Origin of the sequence: Parageobacillus sp. G301 (genome assembly GCF_030268025.1) — a bacterium.
Classification (GTDB): domain Bacteria; phylum Bacillota; class Bacilli; order Bacillales; family Anoxybacillaceae; genus Parageobacillus_B; species Parageobacillus_B toebii.
This window is the reverse complement of sequence record NZ_BSDB01000001.1, coordinates 252659-268578: the sequence shown is the minus strand read 5'-3', so window position 1 is coordinate 268578 and position 15920 is coordinate 252659. Positions and strand designations below refer to the sequence as shown.

The 15920-nt window shown below is 44.7% G+C and carries 16 protein-coding genes and 1 other RNA gene; 2 read left to right on the top strand and 15 right to left on the bottom strand.

The window, feature by feature from the left end:
* Positions 1-114: 114 nt before the first annotated feature.
* Positions 115-1323, top strand: a complete 1209-nt coding sequence (locus tag QSJ37_RS01470) for an MFS transporter (RefSeq protein ID WP_285753069.1) — start codon at positions 115-117, stop codon at positions 1321-1323.
* A 107-nt stretch (positions 1324-1430) separates the two neighbouring features.
* Here the strand turns inward: QSJ37_RS01470 and QSJ37_RS01465 are convergent, their stop codons facing one another.
* The gene (locus QSJ37_RS01465) at positions 1431-1646 is read right to left on the bottom strand and encodes a DUF6501 family protein (protein WP_062677696.1); all 216 of its coding nucleotides are present in this window, start codon (positions 1644-1646) and stop codon (positions 1431-1433) included.
* Between the two features lie 144 nt (positions 1647-1790).
* Here QSJ37_RS01465 and QSJ37_RS01460 point away from each other — a divergent pair, with 144 nt between their 5' ends.
* Positions 1791-1964: a hypothetical protein gene (locus QSJ37_RS01460; protein ID WP_162839684.1), complete on the top strand. Its 174-nt coding sequence runs from the start codon at positions 1791-1793 to the stop codon at positions 1962-1964.
* Positions 1965-1992: 28 nt separating this feature from the next.
* Here the strand turns inward: QSJ37_RS01460 and QSJ37_RS01455 are convergent, their stop codons facing one another.
* From QSJ37_RS01455 to QSJ37_RS01390, 14 genes are all read right to left on the bottom strand, one after another.
* Positions 1993-2187: an NETI motif-containing protein gene (locus QSJ37_RS01455; RefSeq protein ID WP_062677698.1), complete on the bottom strand. Its 195-nt coding sequence runs from the start codon at positions 2185-2187 to the stop codon at positions 1993-1995.
* Between the two features lie 75 nt (positions 2188-2262).
* On the bottom strand, positions 2263-2412 hold the full coding sequence (locus QSJ37_RS01450; protein ID WP_082798119.1) for a YflJ family protein: 150 nt from the start codon (positions 2410-2412) through the stop codon (positions 2263-2265).
* 100 nt (positions 2413-2512) lie between these two features.
* On the bottom strand, positions 2513-4585 hold the full coding sequence (locus QSJ37_RS01445; protein WP_285753061.1) for a transglycosylase domain-containing protein: 2073 nt from the start codon (positions 4583-4585) through the stop codon (positions 2513-2515).
* A 204-nt stretch (positions 4586-4789) separates the two neighbouring features.
* Positions 4790-6469 (bottom strand): DHA2 family efflux MFS transporter permease subunit, encoded by a 1680-nt coding sequence (locus QSJ37_RS01440; protein ID WP_285753058.1) that lies wholly within the window; start codon positions 6467-6469, stop codon positions 4790-4792.
* 10 nt (positions 6470-6479) lie between these two features.
* Positions 6480-7118, bottom strand: a complete 639-nt coding sequence (locus tag QSJ37_RS01435) for an HlyD family secretion protein (protein WP_285753056.1) — start codon at positions 7116-7118, stop codon at positions 6480-6482.
* 4 nt (positions 7119-7122) lie between these two features.
* Positions 7123-7563 (bottom strand): MarR family winged helix-turn-helix transcriptional regulator, encoded by a 441-nt coding sequence (locus QSJ37_RS01430; protein WP_015864015.1) that lies wholly within the window; start codon positions 7561-7563, stop codon positions 7123-7125.
* Between the two features lie 175 nt (positions 7564-7738).
* Positions 7739-7930: non-coding RNA, 6S RNA (gene ssrS / locus QSJ37_RS01425), on the bottom strand.
* Positions 7931-8017: 87 nt separating this feature from the next.
* Positions 8018-9580, bottom strand: a complete 1563-nt coding sequence (locus QSJ37_RS01420; protein ID WP_062677702.1) for an acyl-CoA carboxylase subunit beta — start codon at positions 9578-9580, stop codon at positions 8018-8020.
* 11 nt (positions 9581-9591) lie between these two features.
* Complete coding sequence (locus QSJ37_RS01415) at positions 9592-10374, bottom strand: enoyl-CoA hydratase (protein WP_285753020.1); 783 nt, start codon at positions 10372-10374, stop codon at positions 9592-9594.
* Positions 10375-10390: 16 nt separating this feature from the next.
* A complete protein-coding gene (locus QSJ37_RS01410) occupies positions 10391-11290 on the bottom strand; it encodes a hydroxymethylglutaryl-CoA lyase (protein ID WP_285753018.1) in 900 nt (299 codons plus the stop codon).
* Positions 11291-11303: 13 nt separating this feature from the next.
* Positions 11304-11516 carry an acetyl-CoA carboxylase biotin carboxyl carrier protein subunit gene (locus QSJ37_RS01405; protein ID WP_015864019.1) on the bottom strand — a complete coding sequence of 71 codons (213 nt, stop codon included), beginning with the start codon at positions 11514-11516 and terminating at the stop codon, positions 11304-11306.
* Between the two features lie 22 nt (positions 11517-11538).
* Complete coding sequence (gene accC, locus QSJ37_RS01400; RefSeq protein ID WP_285753013.1) at positions 11539-12891, bottom strand: acetyl-CoA carboxylase biotin carboxylase subunit; 1353 nt, start codon at positions 12889-12891, stop codon at positions 11539-11541.
* Between the two features lie 75 nt (positions 12892-12966).
* On the bottom strand, positions 12967-14601 hold the full coding sequence (locus QSJ37_RS01395) for an AMP-binding protein (RefSeq protein WP_171699265.1): 1635 nt from the start codon (positions 14599-14601) through the stop codon (positions 12967-12969).
* Between the two features lie 61 nt (positions 14602-14662).
* A complete protein-coding gene (locus QSJ37_RS01390) occupies positions 14663-15805 on the bottom strand; it encodes an acyl-CoA dehydrogenase (protein WP_285753009.1) in 1143 nt (380 codons plus the stop codon).
* Positions 15806-15920: the final 115 nt, after the last annotated feature.

The window sequence follows — 15920 nt, the reverse complement described above, 5'->3', positions numbered from 1 at the left end:
AACATATGTTATTGCAATCACCTTCAAATGGGTTATAATGGAATAAAGAATAAATGGCTCCCTTCGCTTTAAGCGAAGGGGATTTTTTTTGAAAACGATAAGGGGGATGGAGAAATGCAAGTGAATGTCCAACGTGTCGCGGGGGTGCAAACAACCGTATATCCCATTTTAATCGCGATTAGTTTAGGCCATTTATTGAATGACTCGATGCAAGCGGTCGTTCCGGCGTTGTTTCCGATTTTAGAGGCATCCATGAATTTATCGTATACTCAAATTGGATGGATCGCCTTTACCTTAAATATGACCTCTTCGGTGATGCAACCGGTTGTTGGCTTTTTTACGGACCGAACCCCCTCTCCTTACTTCCTGCCGCTCGGAATGGCAGCGAGCTTGCTTGGCATGGTTGGGCTTGCGTTTGCACCGCATTTTTTCTTTGTTTTATTATCCGTCTTGTTTGTAGGGTTCGGCTCAGCGATTTTTCATCCCGAAGGGTCGCGCGTTGTATATTTTGCCGCAGGAGCAAAAAGAGGATTTGCCCAATCCATTTATCAAGTGGGTGGGAATACGGGAAATGCCCTTGCTCCATTATTTACAGCACTGATTTTTGTTCCGTTTGGGCAAAAAGGCGCAGCTTGGTTCACCGCGATTGCTGCTTTTGGCATCGTTCTTTTGTTTCGCGTGTCGCGCTGGTATTCGCTCCGTCTTAAAGAATACGAAACGGTTCAGAAACAAACCAAGGCAGAAAAAGGCGATGTCAAAAAGCAACGAAATATCATGTTTGCCTTAACGCTATTAATCTTTTTAGTGTTTGCAAGGTCATGGTACTCGGCCGGCATTTCCAATTATTATCAATTTTATTTAATGAAACACTATCATGTGCCGATTCAAGAAGCACAAGTTTATTTGTTTGTTTTTATGATCGCCGGAGCCATCGGGACATTTGTAGGCGGGCCGCTGGCGGATCGATTCGGAAAACGAAATTTAATGTTGTTTTCGACGCTCGGCACGGCGCCGTTTGCCCTCATGCTTCCATATCTTCCACTTGCATGGGTACTGCCTGTCATTTTTCTTGCCGGTTTTATTTTATCATTAAGTTTTTCCACATTTGTCGTGTATGCCCAAGAATTGCTTCCCGGAAATGTCGGCATGGCGTCGGGGCTGATCGTTGGCCTTGCGTTTGGGATGGGAGCGCTTGGGGCTGTTGTTCTTGGAAAAATTGCTGATTTGTATAATTTAAATACTCTAATGATATTATGCAGTTTCCTTCCGCTGTTTGGGGTGCTTACATGGTGGTTGCCGAAAGAGAAATCGTTCGCTTCCTAATAGGCGAAAAGGCAGTCTTCTTTGATAAAAGAAGACTGCCTTTATAGCTTGATAGCATTCATCGAGCAATGATCTCACGATTCATAGAACGCTGAATTTGCCTGCCCTTACTTCGCCTCTTGTACTTCCTCGAAATAGTCTTTATAAAATCCGCCAATTTTTCCGGTATTATCAATAATAAAATAAAACTCTTCAGTTTCGTTTTTCACTTCATATATTTTCCCTGGTGTTAACACATGATTAACGATATATTTTTCCGCGTTTGTATGTACACATTTCACTTTTTTTAACGTTGGGCGTTCTAACCAAGTACGATGAATCATGTTCGACTCTCCTTTTTTGTCATCATTACTATTCCCATTTTAACGATATTTCGATTTGGCTGCAATATCAATTAATTTTCGATGAATGGGAGTGCGGTTGGGCATGCTATGGATGGAAGTTTTGAAAATATGGGAGGAGACACGATGGAAAAACACCCGAGCAAACGTCAATTCCAACAAGATTTAGATCAATACAACATGGATAACGTGATCAACGCGCCAAAAAACTACGTATATCGAGTCGGATACGAAGCATCAAGCGGCAATCCGGCCGGAAATCATAATGAAGCGAAAAAAACGCGCGATTTGCAGCAATAAACGAGAATGCCTATTTTGGTATTCTCGTTTATTCATTTAAGACAGCTTCAAACTCGATGATTCTTCCACATGGTTCAATGACCGTTTCTCCATTTTTCTTCACTTCACGGAAAATCGGCCGTTCCATGCGGCGAATCGGGCGATATCCTTCAGCTTTTATACGCTCCAGACATTGGTCAATCGTCTCATGTTCTTCGACGACAAATCTTTTTTTCATTACCATCAATCAACCTCCTTTCCTTTTTATGATGACCTATTTTGGCGCAAAAAACAAACCGAACGCGATGGCAGCGTTCGGTTAACGGTCTTTCGCCACATATTTTTGATACAGTCCATATAAAATGGCTGTTCTATACGTTTCTAATTTTTTTCTTTCCACAGGATGACGGCGAATTCCCGCCTCTTTCAACTGCTGGACGAGCCAACCTTTCGAACCGAAATAAGCCATAGACCTCCCCCTCCTTTTTCATCACTTTGTCCTAATATATGCGGCGGAAACAAAAAATCAGAACTAAAAAAATCGGATTGGTTATGACGCCAATCCGATTTTAATCACCATGTTTATGGCCTTTTCCTTTTTCTTTATGTTTCTTTTCATGTTTGTCATGCCAGTGGTGCGGTCGTTTTTCCTTCTCTCTTTTTTCTTTCGGGCCGCGTTCATGTTTTTGTTCCTCTTCTTTCTTTCGTTTTTCTTTCTCTTTCTTTTGTGTATGCCATTGTTGCCATTGTTTCTTTTCTTTCTTTAAAGCCGGATATGCAAATGATTGCGCTGGGGTGCCTTCGAGCGCATTTTCCATGATTTCACGGAAAATAACGGCAACCGTTTGGCTGCTTGCCGTTCGTAAATAATGACGTTCATCGGTATGATCATACCCAAGCCAGACAGCTCCAACAAGCTGGGGAGTATAGCCAACCATCCATTGATCTTTTACCCCATTTACTCCGTTTAACGGAACTTGGGTCGATCCTGTTTTTCCCGCTAACGCCCTCCCAGGAATGCGTGCGAGTTTCCCTGTTCCTTCTTTTACACCCCCTTCGAGCATAAACGTTATTTTTTGGGCCACTTCTTTTGATGTGACACGCACATCATGTTGCTGCCATTTCGCGATTTCGTTGCCGTTTTGGTCGACGATTTTCGTGATAATGTGCGCGTCTGTTCGCACGCCGTCATTCGGAAACACGGAATATGCCTCTGCCATTTGCAATGGAGATACACCGCGCTGCATTCCTCCCAACGCGATTCCCAAATAATGATCGCCTTTTTCGAGTGGAATGCCAAATCGATGTAACGCATCGATTCCTTTCTTGAGTCCAATCTGATCCAAAAGCCATACAGCTGGAACGTTTAGCGAATGAATAACGGCCTCATACATCGTCACCGTACCGCGATAGGAGTGATCATAGTTTTCGGGACGGTAACCATCAAATTCCATCGGCTCATCTTTTAATTCGTCAAATATATGGTAGCCTTGTTCTAACGCTGGCGTATACACGGCAAGCGGCTTCATCGTCGACCCTGGCTGCCGCTTTAATTGCGTCGCCCGGTTAAACCCACGGAATACATGTTCACCGCGCCCGCCAATTAACGCCTTGATCCCGCCTGTTTTCGGATCAAGAAGCACCGCGCCGCTTTGGACAAGCTGATCGTCCGTTCCTTTTGGAAATAGAGCGTCATTTTGATACACCGCCTCTAGCGCATCCTGCATATGAGGGTTCAACTCCGTATAAATATGAAGGCCTCCGGAAAGCACTTCATTTTGCGTTAAATGATACCGTTCGATCGCTTCTTGAATGAGATGATCGACGTAATACGGATATTTTCCTTTGTAAGGATCTGCTTTTTCTTTTTGTATGACAACCTTTTCTTTCTTGGCACGCAAAAACGTTTGTGCATCCATATATCCTTGTTCCTTCATCAGCTGAAGCACAACGTTTCTTCTGGCAATCGCTTTTTCATAATGGCTGACTGGCGATAAAGCGGACGGGGCTTTAATCAGCCCTGCTAACAGCGCGGATTCGCTTACCGTTAATTCGGAAACATCTTTTCCAAAATAGGTCTCCGCCGCTTTTTTAATGCCCCATGCTCCTTCGCCAAAGTAAACACGGTTGACGTACATTTCTAAAATTTCTTTTTTCGAATACGTTCGCTCGATTTTTTTCGCGATAAACCATTCTTCCCATTTGCGACGCAACGTTTTTTCATTCGTTAAAAACACGTTTTTTGCTAACTGCTGTGTAATGGTGCTTCCGCCTTCCGCCCATTCTAAAGCTTTCATATTGTGGACGAGCGCCCGCAAAATACCGAAATAATCAATTCCTTCATGATCATAAAAACGGCGGTCTTCCGTGGCGACGATCGCTTCTAAAAAGTGGTTTGGAATGCGCTCTATCGATACGGCTTCCATCTTGGATGCGGAAATTTTACTCGCCACGCGGCCATTTTGATCATAAATAATGGTTGGAGCAGGCAGCGGATGATCAAGTTTGCTAATATCTCTAGTCGCAATATACGCTTGAACGGCAATGTAGCTGCCAATAAGGAAAAGAGCAACAATGATTCCCGCTCTCTTCCAATATGATTTCCTCTTGTTTTTTCTCGTTTGCCATCGGCTTTGTTCCAACCGAATCCCCCCTTTTCTTTCACTTTTATACGATTCGAAACAGCACGCCATTTTTCGTACATCATGGATAACGATCATAGAAAAAGGGAAAGGGGATGATGATCGATCTAGAGTAAAAAATACAAAATGGAAAAACTTTAATAAAAAAGCTGACGCAAAAAGGACGTATTAAACGACCCTTTTGCGTCAGCATTTTCTTCCGCGTTACGAGGACGGAATATTTTTCTTTTTCCCTTTTAAGAAGAAAGCTAAAATAAGCGCAAGAAACGCGAGTCCTGTTGCGACAAAAAACGCGTCGTTAATGCCTTCTATCGCAGCGCGTTGCTGCACCATACCGTTTAGAATCTGTACAATTGCTTCATCGCTTGGAATGACTTGTTTGAGATGCGTTACAATGTCCATGAAGAACGGATTATTTTCGGTCATTTCATTGCGGTAATTTTCCGCATGAAACTTCGATCGGTTTGACATCACGGTAACGAGGAAAGCTGTTCCCAACGATGCCGCTACTTGACGCAACGTATTCGCCATCGCCGTTCCGTGGCTGTATAAATGGCGGGGCAATGCGTTTAGCCCTTCCGTCATAATCGGCATCCCCAACATCGACATACCGAACATGCGGAAAATATAAAGCGCCAAAATATGGCTATATGGCGTATCCATCGTCAGCTTGCTGAACTCCCATGTTGTCACAACCGTAATGACTAAACCGACAATAGCCAGCATCCGCGCGCCAATGCGGTCAAAAATCCATCCGGAAATCGGCGACATGATGGCCATCACGATCGCGCCAGGCAAGAGCAGTAAACCGGCGTCAAGCGGTGTAAAGCCGCGCAAGTTTTGCAAATAGACCGGAAGCAGCACCATCGCGGCAAACATAGCCATATTGATCACACAGCCGATAATAGTAGATAATGTGAAAACATTATATTTAAACACTCGAAAGTTTAAAATCGGATTTTCTACTATTAGCGAACGCCATGCAAATAAAATAATGAATATAACACCGATGATAATCGACACAATGACGTTTGTTTGCCCCCAGCCATTGCTTCCCGCTTCACTAAATCCGTATAGCACACCGCCGAAACCGATGGTGGAATAAATTGCTCCTCGTAGATCCAATGGCGGATTGCCTGTTCTCGATGTATCTTTCAGCCAAAGAAAAGCTAGCACAATATCAATAATCGCAATGGGCAATACGACGTAGAATAAAAGACGCCATGAATAATGTTCAACAATCCATCCCGATAATGTCGGACCGACAGCAGGCGCAAACATCATTGCGATCCCAACTGTCCCCATTGCTACTCCACGTTTCTCTGGCGGGAAAATATTTAACATAATGACCATCATCAATTGCATAATAATTCCTGCACCTATCGCTTGAATAAGACGACCGATTAGCACGATGGCAAAAGAAGGAGAAACAGAACAAATAAAGGCACCAATCGCAAAAAATAACATTCCCGACAAGAACAACTTCTTCGTCGGAAACTTCGCGATTAAAAATGGGCTAATTGGAATCAAGACACCATTAACGAGCATGTATCCCGTAACAAGCCACTGAATAGTCGATGTTTCTACGTTAAAATCGCTCATCATATGCGGAAGTGCAACGTTAATGAGCGTTTGATTCAAAATGGCCACAAACGCTCCAAGCATGATCGTGGCTATTACTTTCGTCCGACTATCTCCAATATTCGCCAATGCTGCTTGACGCTGTGACGCCGCTGTTTGCACCCTTTCTTCATTACTATTCGCAGTCATTGTGTCCGTTTGTGCCGTCCGTTCCGCATCACGTTTTCGTCTTCTCACCGCCAAATTAATAACAACAAGAATGAGACCTGAAAATATAATATAGCCAGTTAAAAACGCTGACATATCCAATCACCTACTTGTGAATGCGAACGGTGACGTTCATTCCTGGCACTAGCCCCGCCCCATTATAATCGTCAATGGAAATTGTCACTGGAATTACTTGCGTCACCTTCGTATAGTTCCCTGTATTATTGGAACTTGGAAGCAAGCTAAATGTGTTGGCAGTCGCATATCCAAGTTTCTCTACTTTTCCTGTAAATTTGCGATCTGGATAGGCATCCACATAAATATCGACATCTTGGCCTACTTTTACGTCTTCAATATGTGTTTCTTCTATATTTGCCGTTACCCATAAATCATCCAAATCATAACCGCGCGCTAACGTCATCCCAGCTGGGACAAAAGAGTTCTCCACCGCACTTTGTTGAATGATTGTCATATGATGTGGAATGGTTACCGGGATGTTATGTTCACCGTCTGATACTTCGCCAATTTTATCGCCGCTATTAAACGTTTTTCCTACATTTCCGGACCAACTAGTCAATTTTCCGGAAAGCGGCGAAGCAATAGAAATGGCTTGACCGTCAATACGCGCATTGTCCGTTTTAATATAATTTGTTACTTCATTTAGATAATAGTAAGCAGCAAAGCCGCCTCCTACAAGTAAAATAAGAACAATAATATTTAATGTGATTAATCTTTTTACGTTCACTCCCTCATTCCTCCCCTAATAAAATATCTTTCATTTTTTGTTGGATCGAAAGAAATTGTAAAATTTCTTCCGTATCAATCGTTTGCTCTATTTTTCGCAGTCGTTGCAAAAGGACGGATTCGTGATTAAACGCTTCTTTAATCTTTTGCCTGCCTTTATCGGTTAAACTCAATATAACAGCACGGCGATCTTCTTTCGATGTTTCACGCGCTACTAACCCAGCGCTGACAAGTCGTTCTACCGTACCGCTGACATTGCTATTACTTAAATTTAATTTTTCTGCTAAATCGTTTAAACGAATATTTTCTTTTTTTAACAACGTATAAAGAATCATTAATTGTACTTCCGTAATTCCCACCCGGGCAGCATCTTCTCGGACGAGCCGATACAATGCTTTTTGCATTCGGAAAACCGAATACATAATTTCTCGACTGAGTTTTTCCATGAACCCTCCTCCTTATATGTATCTAATAGAAATAATTTCAATACGAATTATTTCTATACGAAATATGATTATAACATGTTTATGTTAAAAATCAATTCTATTGTTTTCATTTTAAAAACATGCATGAGAAAAGCCGATCTCTATGCAAGAGATCGGCTTTTTCATTTTCACATGCATATTGCCGCGTTTGCCGTTGGTTGAATGCAGTTTCTCAACCACACTCCACCAGGTGGGTGTTCGCAGAAACGTTCCTGTCGTCCTCGATCCTACCAAAGTAGGGAGGCATGACATTCCCGTTTCGATATAGAACTCCCTTTCTATTGCCATCGGTTGAAACTTCATTCTTCAACGTGCAACGCAGCAGATGATTTTTGGTGATTATTATAATACAAAATCTTTTTTTGTTTTGCAAGTGGATGATTTATTTATTTTTTCGTCAACTAGCTTTAAAACTTTAAACCGGATATACACCGTGTTTTCGTTCCGAAAACGTCATATACTTGGACATATACGCATCAAAACGGCGAATTAGCTCATCTCGCAAGTTATTCGGAGCGATGATGCCGTCTACGACCATTTCGGATGCGAGGCGGTAAATATCGATATCGCGGCGGTACTCTTCTCTTTTTTGCTCAACAAATGCCGCCCGCTCTTCCTCTGGCAGTTCCGCAATTTTATTTGCATACACGGCGTTTACCGCTGCTTCCGGACCCATCACAGCGATTTGCGCGTTTGGAAACGCTAAGCAACAATCTGGCTCAAACGCCGGCCCTGCCATCGCATAAAGTCCGGCACCGTACGCTTTCCGCACGATAATGGAAATTTTCGGGACAGTCGCTTCCGACATTGCTGAAATCATTTTCGCGCCATGACGAATAATTCCGGCGCGCTCGACTTTTGTCCCGATCATAAACCCAGGAATGTCCGCTAAAAAGAGAAGCGGAATGTTAAACGCATCGCAAAGAGTGATGAATTTTGCCGCTTTGTCAGCGGAATCATGGAACAGGACACCGCCTTTTACGCGCGGCTGATTGGCGATAATCCCGATCGGTTGTCCGTTTAAGCGCGCCAATCCTGTAATTAATTCCGGCGCGAACAGCTTCTTAATTTCACAGAACGATCCTTCGTCGATCACGCGCTCAATGAGATCATACATATTAAACGGAGCGTTTTGGTTCTCCGGAATGATCTCTTCAATCGTCTTTTCAAATGCTTTCGGCGGCTTCGCTTCCGCTACTGGCGGTTTTTCGCTGTAGTTTGCTGGAAAATACGATAAATAACGGCGGGCGAAGGCGATTGCCTCTTCTTCCGTTTTTACGAGTACATCCCCGCATCCAGAAACGGTGCAATGCATGCGGGCGCCGCCCATTTCTTCGAGCGTTACTTTTTCCCCAATCACCATTTCCGCCATGCGTGGCGAGCCTAAATACATCGAGGCGTTTCCTTCCACCATAATGACAATATCGCAAAACGCCGGAATATAAGCCCCGCCAGCTGCAGACGGCCCAAACAAGAGGCAGACTTGCGGCACTTTTCCTGATAATTTCACTTGGTTATAGAAAATTCTTCCTGCGCCGCGCCGGCCCGGGAACATTTCGATTTGGTCAGTAATGCGCGCGCCAGCAGAATCCACTAAATATAGAATAGGGCAGCGAAGCTTTTCCGCGGTTTCTTGAATGCGAATAATTTTTTCAACGGTGCGCGCTCCCCATGAACCTGCCTTCACCGTAGAGTCATTCGCCATTACGCATACCGTTTGACCGTTAATTTTTCCGACTCCTGTAACAACGCCATCGGCAGGGAGTCCATCAGCTAGGCAGTTCGCAAAGAGAGCGTCTTCAAATTCCAGTCCGTTGTCCAACAATAATTTTAAGCGGTCACGGACAAACAATTTTCCTTGTGCGGCGTTTTTCTCGTGATATTTTGGAGCTCCTCCTTGTTCGATTTTTTTGATTCGCTCCGTCAATTGCTCTGTAAGTGTTTTGTTTTGCTTGTTCATCACATCGTTTGTTTGCATGTGCCTTCCCCCTATTCCCCTTTGTAGACCGGTTTTCGTTTTTCTTTAAACGCCTGCAGTCCTTCGAGACGGTCTTTTGTTGGAATCGTGATGTCATATGCCATTTGTTCAATGCGCAATCCTGTCGCTAAATCAACATCTAAACCGCGGTTGATCGCAATTTTCGCTTGCATGACGGCGATTGGCGCATTCACTACGATTTGTTCGGCGATTTCCATCGCCTTTTCCATCAGTTGCTCGCGCGGTACAACGTATTCAACAAGGCCGATTTGTTCCGCTTCTTTGGCGGTAATGCGTTTTGCTGTAAAAATTAATTCTTTCGCCTTCCCTTTTCCGATTAGGCGCGGAAGCCGTTGCGTCCCTCCCGCTCCCGGAATGATTCCAAGCGATGTTTCCGTAAGGCCAAGCTGCGCCGTGTCTGCGGCAACGCGAATATCGCACGCAAGCGCAAGCTCAAGCCCTCCGCCAAACGCGGAACCATTTAGCGCGCAAATCACCGGCTGCGGGAGCTGCTCTATTTGATTAATGGTTTCACGAATCAGCGTCACCGTTTTGCGTACTTCCGTTTCGTTCATGCCGGCGCGCTCTTTTAAATCAGCTCCAGCGCAAAATACTTTTTCACCTGCTCCGGTAAAAATGACAACGCGAATGTCCCGCCGGAAAGCGAGGTCGTAAAGAAGATGCGATAATTCATATAACAATGCCGTCGATAGCGCATTTGCCGATTCGGGACGGTTTAACGTAATGATCGCAATCCCGTTTTCCAGTGCCGTGTATTGAACAAGTTCTGACATATATGTCGCCCCCTTTTTACATAGAAATCGTTTGCAAGTAACGGCTTGAAAGCGGGCGACCGATTTTCTCTTGAATAAACAGCGCCGCTTCCGTAAGACGCCCGACGTCAATTCCTGTGGCAATGTCCATGCCGTGAAGCATATATACTAAATCGTCGGTCGCCACATTTCCTGACGCACCCGGTGCATACGGGCATCCTCCTAACCCGCCGAGAGAGCTGTCAAAATTGGTAATCCCCATTTCGAGCGAAATAAGGATATTCGCTAGCGCCGTGCCGCGCGTATCATGAAAATGCATTGCGAGCTTTTCCTTTGGAAACCGCTTTAAGACGATTTCAAGCAGTTCTTGTACTTGCTTTGGCGTGGCGACACCAATGGTATCGCCCAAAGAAAGTTCGTCAATTCCCATGTCAAACAAACGTTCAGAAACGCGAATGACTTGTTCAACCGATACATTTCCTTCATACGGACAGCCAAATACGGTTGATACGTAGCCGCGAACGGTTTTCCCTTCTTGTTTCGCCGCTCGAACCACTTCTTCTAGCACCGGAAACGTTTCTTCAATCGATTTATTAATATTTTTGCGGTTATGCGTTTCGCTCGCTGACATAAAAACCGCGACCTCATCCACTTGTGCTGCCAGCGCTTTTTCCAATCCTTTTTGGTTTGGAACGAGCGCGGCGTACGTCACGCCGGGTGCCCGTTCAATTCTCGTCGCTACTTCGAACGCATCCGAAAGTTGCGGAATCCATTTCGGATGGACAAATGAAGTAATTTCGATATAGGTGAGTCCAGTTTTGGACAATTGATTAATCCAGGCGATTTTATCTTCTGTCGAGATTGCCGCTTTTTCATTTTGCAGGCCATCGCGCGGACCGACTTCCTTAATTCTGACTTGCTTTGGCCATTTGCTCATTGCATTTCACCTCTTACTCTAGTTCGAGAAGCACATCGCCCTCGTTGACGAAGTCCCCTTCTTGCACATGAATTTGTTTAACGACCCCAGAAGATTCAGCGGCGACTGGAATTTCCATTTTCATCGACTCCAAAATGATGACATCTTGCCCTTCTTCTACTTTGTCTCCTACCGATACGACAATTTTCCATACACTTCCTGCCATTGATGCGACTACTTGACTCATAATTTTCTTCCCCCATTTCTTCTTATTTTGTCGTTGTTGTTTGCAAGTGTTTTTCTACGAAGTTGGTTGTTGTGTCTCCCGCTTGAAAAGCAGAATGGGAAAGCACATCTTTTAGCATTGGAATGTTTGTTTTAATTCCTTCAATTTGGTAGTTGTTTAGCGCTTCTACCATGCGTTCGATCGCTTCTTGGCGGTCGTTTCCTTTCGTAATCAGTTTGGCGATCATCGGATCGTAAAACGGCGTGACCGTCATGCCGCTTTGCACCGCTGTTTCATTGCGCACGTATTCACCTTGCGGCAGCACGAAGGCCGTGATTTTCCCCGGAGATGGGAAAAACGTTTTCGGGTCTTCCGCATAGATGCGCACTTCTATCGCATGGCCGTCACGGCGAATGTCTTCCTGTTTATAACGAATCATTTCACCGGCTGCGATGCGTAATTGTTCTTCGACTAAATCAAGGCCAGTAATTTCTTCCGTTACCGGATGTTCAACTTGCAATCTTGTATTCATTTCGAGAAAATAAAAGTTTTTTTGCTCATCGACTAAAAATTCAATCGTTCCCGCGTTTGTATATCCGATATGTTTCGCCGCCTTTACTGCCGTTTCTCCCATTTTCCGCCGCGTTTCTTCATCTAAAAACGGAGATGGTGCTTCTTCGATGACCTTTTGATGACGGCGCTGAATGGAACATTCGCGCTCCCATAAATAAATGCAGTTTCCATGTTTATCAGCGAGGAGCTGAATTTCGATATGGCGAGGATTGGCGATATATTTTTCTAAATACATCGCGCCATCGCCGAAGAACGAAGCAGCGCGCTTTTGATTTCCTTCGAAAGCTTTGCGCAGCTCTTCTTCATTGCGTACGATTTGCATGCCGATGCCGCCGCCGCCTGCTGAAGCTTTTAACATAATTGGATAGCCAATTTCTTCTGCTGTTTTGGCTGCTTCATCGATATCTTTGAGCGGAAATGAAATGCCTGGAACGATCGGAACGCCAGCTTCTGCCATCGTTTTTCGCGCTTCAATTTTACTTCCCATTTTTGCGATCACATCCGCCCTCGGTCCAATGAAGACAATTCCTTCTTCTTCACAACGGCGAGCAAATTCCGGATTTTCCGACAGCAGCCCATACCCTGGATGGATTGCTTCCGCTTTCGTCATTTTCGCGACCTCGATAATTTTCTCGATATTTAGATAGCTTTCACTAACGCGCGGCTTACCGATAAGATACGCTTCATCCGCCCATTGAACATGGAGCGAATCGGCGTCCGCTTCCGAATAAACGGCAACCGTTTGAATCCCCAATTTTTTACACGTACGAATGACACGCGCTGCAATTTCCCCGCGATTGGCAATTAATACTTTCGAAAACATCACATCCACCCTTTACGTCATCGTTTTATTGTCAAGCGGTGCTTCACACAAGAAGCGCCGCTTGACGGCAGCTGTTTAATTGGTTAATCTAAGACGCTGCTTCGCCATTTCCCGCAATTTGAATTTTTGGATTTTTCCAGAAGCTGTCATTGGATACGAATCAGTAAATTCGATATAGCGCGGAATTTTATGACGCGAAATTTTTCCGCGGCAAAACTCGCGAATTTCTTCCGCCGTCGCTGTTTCCCCTTCTTTCAAAATAATCCATGCCATCACTTCTTCACCGTATTTTTCATCTGGTACACCGACGACTTGAACGTCCAAAATTTTTGGATGTTGGTATAAAAACTCTTCGATTTCGCGCGGATAAATGTTTTCTCCACCACGAATAATCATGTCTTTTAGACGGCCGGTGATGCGGCAATATCCGTTTTCATCCATCACCGCTAAATCGCCGGTATGCAGCCATCCGTCTTCATCAATGACTTCTTTCGTTGCTTCTGGATTTTTGTAATAGCCTTTCATTACATGGTAACCGCGCGTGCACAATTCTCCTTGCACACCTGGCGGCACTTCTTTATTTGTCCCAGGCTCGACAATTTTTACTTCCACATTTGGAAGCGCACGTCCGACTGTTTCGACACGAAGGTGAATCGGGTCGTCTGTTCTCGTTTGCGTAATAACCGGCGATGACTCCGTTTGCCCGTATGCGATCGTAATTTCCTTCGCCCCCATTTTCTCAATGACCGCTTTCATTACTTCAATCGGGCAAGGTGAGCCAGCCATAATTCCAGTCCGAAGCGATGATAAATCGTATTTTTCAAAATCAGGGTCGTTTAATTCCGCAATAAACATCGTCGGCACCCCGTGCAGTGCGGTGCATTTTTCGTCTTGGACCGTTTGAAGCACTTGTTTTGGATTGAATTCCTGAATCGGCACCATCGTCGCGCCGACCGAGACGCACGCCAATGTACCGAGCACGCATCCGAAGCAGTGGAAAAATGGCACTGGAATGCAAAGCCGGTCTTCTTTTGTCAGCTTCATACATTGCGCGATGTTATAAGCGTTGTTGACAATATTGTAGTGGGTGAGCATAACTCCTTTTGGGAATCCTGTTGTTCCTGAGGTGTATTGCATGTTGATGACATCGTGCGGATCAAGCGAGTTCATCCGTTCATCGAGTTGTTCTTCCGTCACATCGTGCGCCATTGCGAGAATATCGTTCCACGTATACATACCTGGGTAACGCTTATCACCGATCACGATAACGTTTTTCAATTTTGGAAGCCGTTTTGACTGTAATTGCCCAGGTGCGCATTCACGCAACTCCGGAACAATTTCGTAAAGGATATCGATGTAGGAGGAATCGCGATATTGTTCAATCAAAAGAAGGGTTGTAGAATCAGACTGTTTTAATAAATATTCCAGCTCTGCCGCACGGTAATTCGTATTTACCGTGACAAGCACTGCGCCCATTTTTCCTGTGGCAAACTGACATGCAAGCCATTCCGGCACATTGGTCGCCCAAATCGCAACATGTTCTCCTTTTTCGATTCCCAGCCTCATGAATCCTCGCGCAACAAGACGGCAATAATCATCAAATTGTTTGTACGTCATTCTTAAGCCTCGGTCTGCGTACACCACCGCTTCATGATCTGGATGCAGCTTTGCTTTTTCTTCCAACAACTTCCCCACCGTGACCGTCAACATAAACCGTTTCCTCCCCTTTTTCGTACAAGTTCATTTCTACCTTATGCGCATTTCCCGGTATTTAGCATCCAAGTTGACGGGCAATAACCACTCGTTGAATTTCGGACGTACCTTCTCCGATTTCCATCAGTTTGATGTCACGTAAATGGCGCTCGACTCCGTATTCTTTCATATACCCATAGCCTCCGTGAATTTGAATGGCCTGGTTGCAAACGCGGAATCCCATTTCCGAAGCGAACAGTTTTGCGAATGATGCTTCTTTTGTAAACGTTTTCCCTTGGTCTTTTAACCAAGCTGCCTTATACACCATATTGCGCGCCAGCTCAATTTCCATCGCCATATCGGCAAGCTTGAATTGTATTGCTTGAAATTTTGAAATAGTCTGACCAAATTGAACACGCTCCTTCGCATATTGAAGCGCTTTCTCAAATGCCGCTTGGGCAATGCCAACCGCCAGCGCAGCAATGGAAATGCGTCCGCCATCCAGCGTATATAAAAATTGCTTAAAGCCTTTTTTCGGATCTCCGAGCACATTTTCTTTTGGCACACGTACGTTTTCAAACACTAATTCGCACGTGTTCGAGGCGCGGACGCCCATTTTGTCATAGTTCGAACGGATCGTAAATCCTGGAGTGTCCGTTGGTACGATAATCGCGGAAATGATGTTTTTGCCCCGTTCGTCTTTTCCTGTTACCGCTGTGACAATCACCTGTCTGGAATATTGGGCGTTAGTAATCCAGCACTTTTCGCCGTTAATGACATACTCATCGCCGTCCAATACCGCTGTCGTCCGCGTTCCTCCCGCATCGGACCCAGCGTTTGGCTCAGTCAACCCAAATGCGCCTAACGTTTCTCCTTTTGCCATCGGTACAAGCCATTTTTGTTTTTGTTCTTCCGTGCCGAAGTAATAAATCGGACTTGCTCCTAGGGAAACCGCAGCAGCATAACTTAATCCAGTCCCGCCGCATGCGCGGCCGATTTCTTCTACGGCTATAGCATATGAAATCGTATCTCCACCAGCGCCGCCATATTCTTCCGGAAACGGTATTCCTAAAATTCCTAACTCGCCCATCTTCTTAAAAACTTCAACAGGGAAATACGCTTCTTTATCCCATTTCGCTGCGTTTGGTGCAATTTCCTTCTCCGCAAACTCACGAACCATTTCTTTAACCATTTGTTGTTCTTTTGTTAGTTCAAAATTCATCTTCTCTCCCCCATTTCACAGATTTATGTTTGAACCGACTAGTCGGTTTTAAAAACAGAGATAAAACACTTAACCATTAAGACCGACTAGTTGGTTTGTTTCGCATGCGAAAGAA

What these genes read in the sequence shown, in the direction of transcription:
- QSJ37_RS01405 (WP_015864019.1), bottom strand. Translation starts at nt 11,516, where the DNA reads ATGAGTCAAGTAGTCGCATCAATGGCAGGAAGTGTATGGAAAATTGTC.
- QSJ37_RS01395 (WP_171699265.1), bottom strand. Translation starts at nt 14,601, where the DNA reads ATGTTGACGGTCACGGTGGGGAAGTTGTTGGAAGAAAAAGCAAAGCTG.
- QSJ37_RS01470 (WP_285753069.1), top strand. Translation starts at nt 115, where the DNA reads ATGCAAGTGAATGTCCAACGTGTCGCGGGGGTGCAAACAACCGTATAT.
- QSJ37_RS01465 (WP_062677696.1), bottom strand. Translation starts at nt 1,646, where the DNA reads ATGATTCATCGTACTTGGTTAGAACGCCCAACGTTAAAAAAAGTGAAA.
- QSJ37_RS01460 (WP_162839684.1), top strand. Translation starts at nt 1,791, where the DNA reads ATGGAAAAACACCCGAGCAAACGTCAATTCCAACAAGATTTAGATCAA.
- QSJ37_RS01390 (WP_285753009.1), bottom strand. Translation starts at nt 15,805, where the DNA reads ATGAATTTTGAACTAACAAAAGAACAACAAATGGTTAAAGAAATGGTT.
- QSJ37_RS01440 (WP_285753058.1), bottom strand. Translation starts at nt 6,469, where the DNA reads ATGTCAGCGTTTTTAACTGGCTATATTATATTTTCAGGTCTCATTCTT.
- QSJ37_RS01410 (WP_285753018.1), bottom strand. Translation starts at nt 11,290, where the DNA reads ATGAGCAAATGGCCAAAGCAAGTCAGAATTAAGGAAGTCGGTCCGCGC.
- QSJ37_RS01450 (WP_082798119.1), bottom strand. Translation starts at nt 2,412, where the DNA reads ATGGCTTATTTCGGTTCGAAAGGTTGGCTCGTCCAGCAGTTGAAAGAG.
- QSJ37_RS01430 (WP_015864015.1), bottom strand. Translation starts at nt 7,563, where the DNA reads ATGGAAAAACTCAGTCGAGAAATTATGTATTCGGTTTTCCGAATGCAA.
- QSJ37_RS01415 (WP_285753020.1), bottom strand. Translation starts at nt 10,374, where the DNA reads ATGTCAGAACTTGTTCAATACACGGCACTGGAAAACGGGATTGCGATC.
- accC (WP_285753013.1), bottom strand. Translation starts at nt 12,891, where the DNA reads ATGTTTTCGAAAGTATTAATTGCCAATCGCGGGGAAATTGCAGCGCGT.
- QSJ37_RS01455 (WP_062677698.1), bottom strand. Translation starts at nt 2,187, where the DNA reads ATGGTAATGAAAAAAAGATTTGTCGTCGAAGAACATGAGACGATTGAC.
- QSJ37_RS01420 (WP_062677702.1), bottom strand. Translation starts at nt 9,580, where the DNA reads ATGCAAACAAACGATGTGATGAACAAGCAAAACAAAACACTTACAGAG.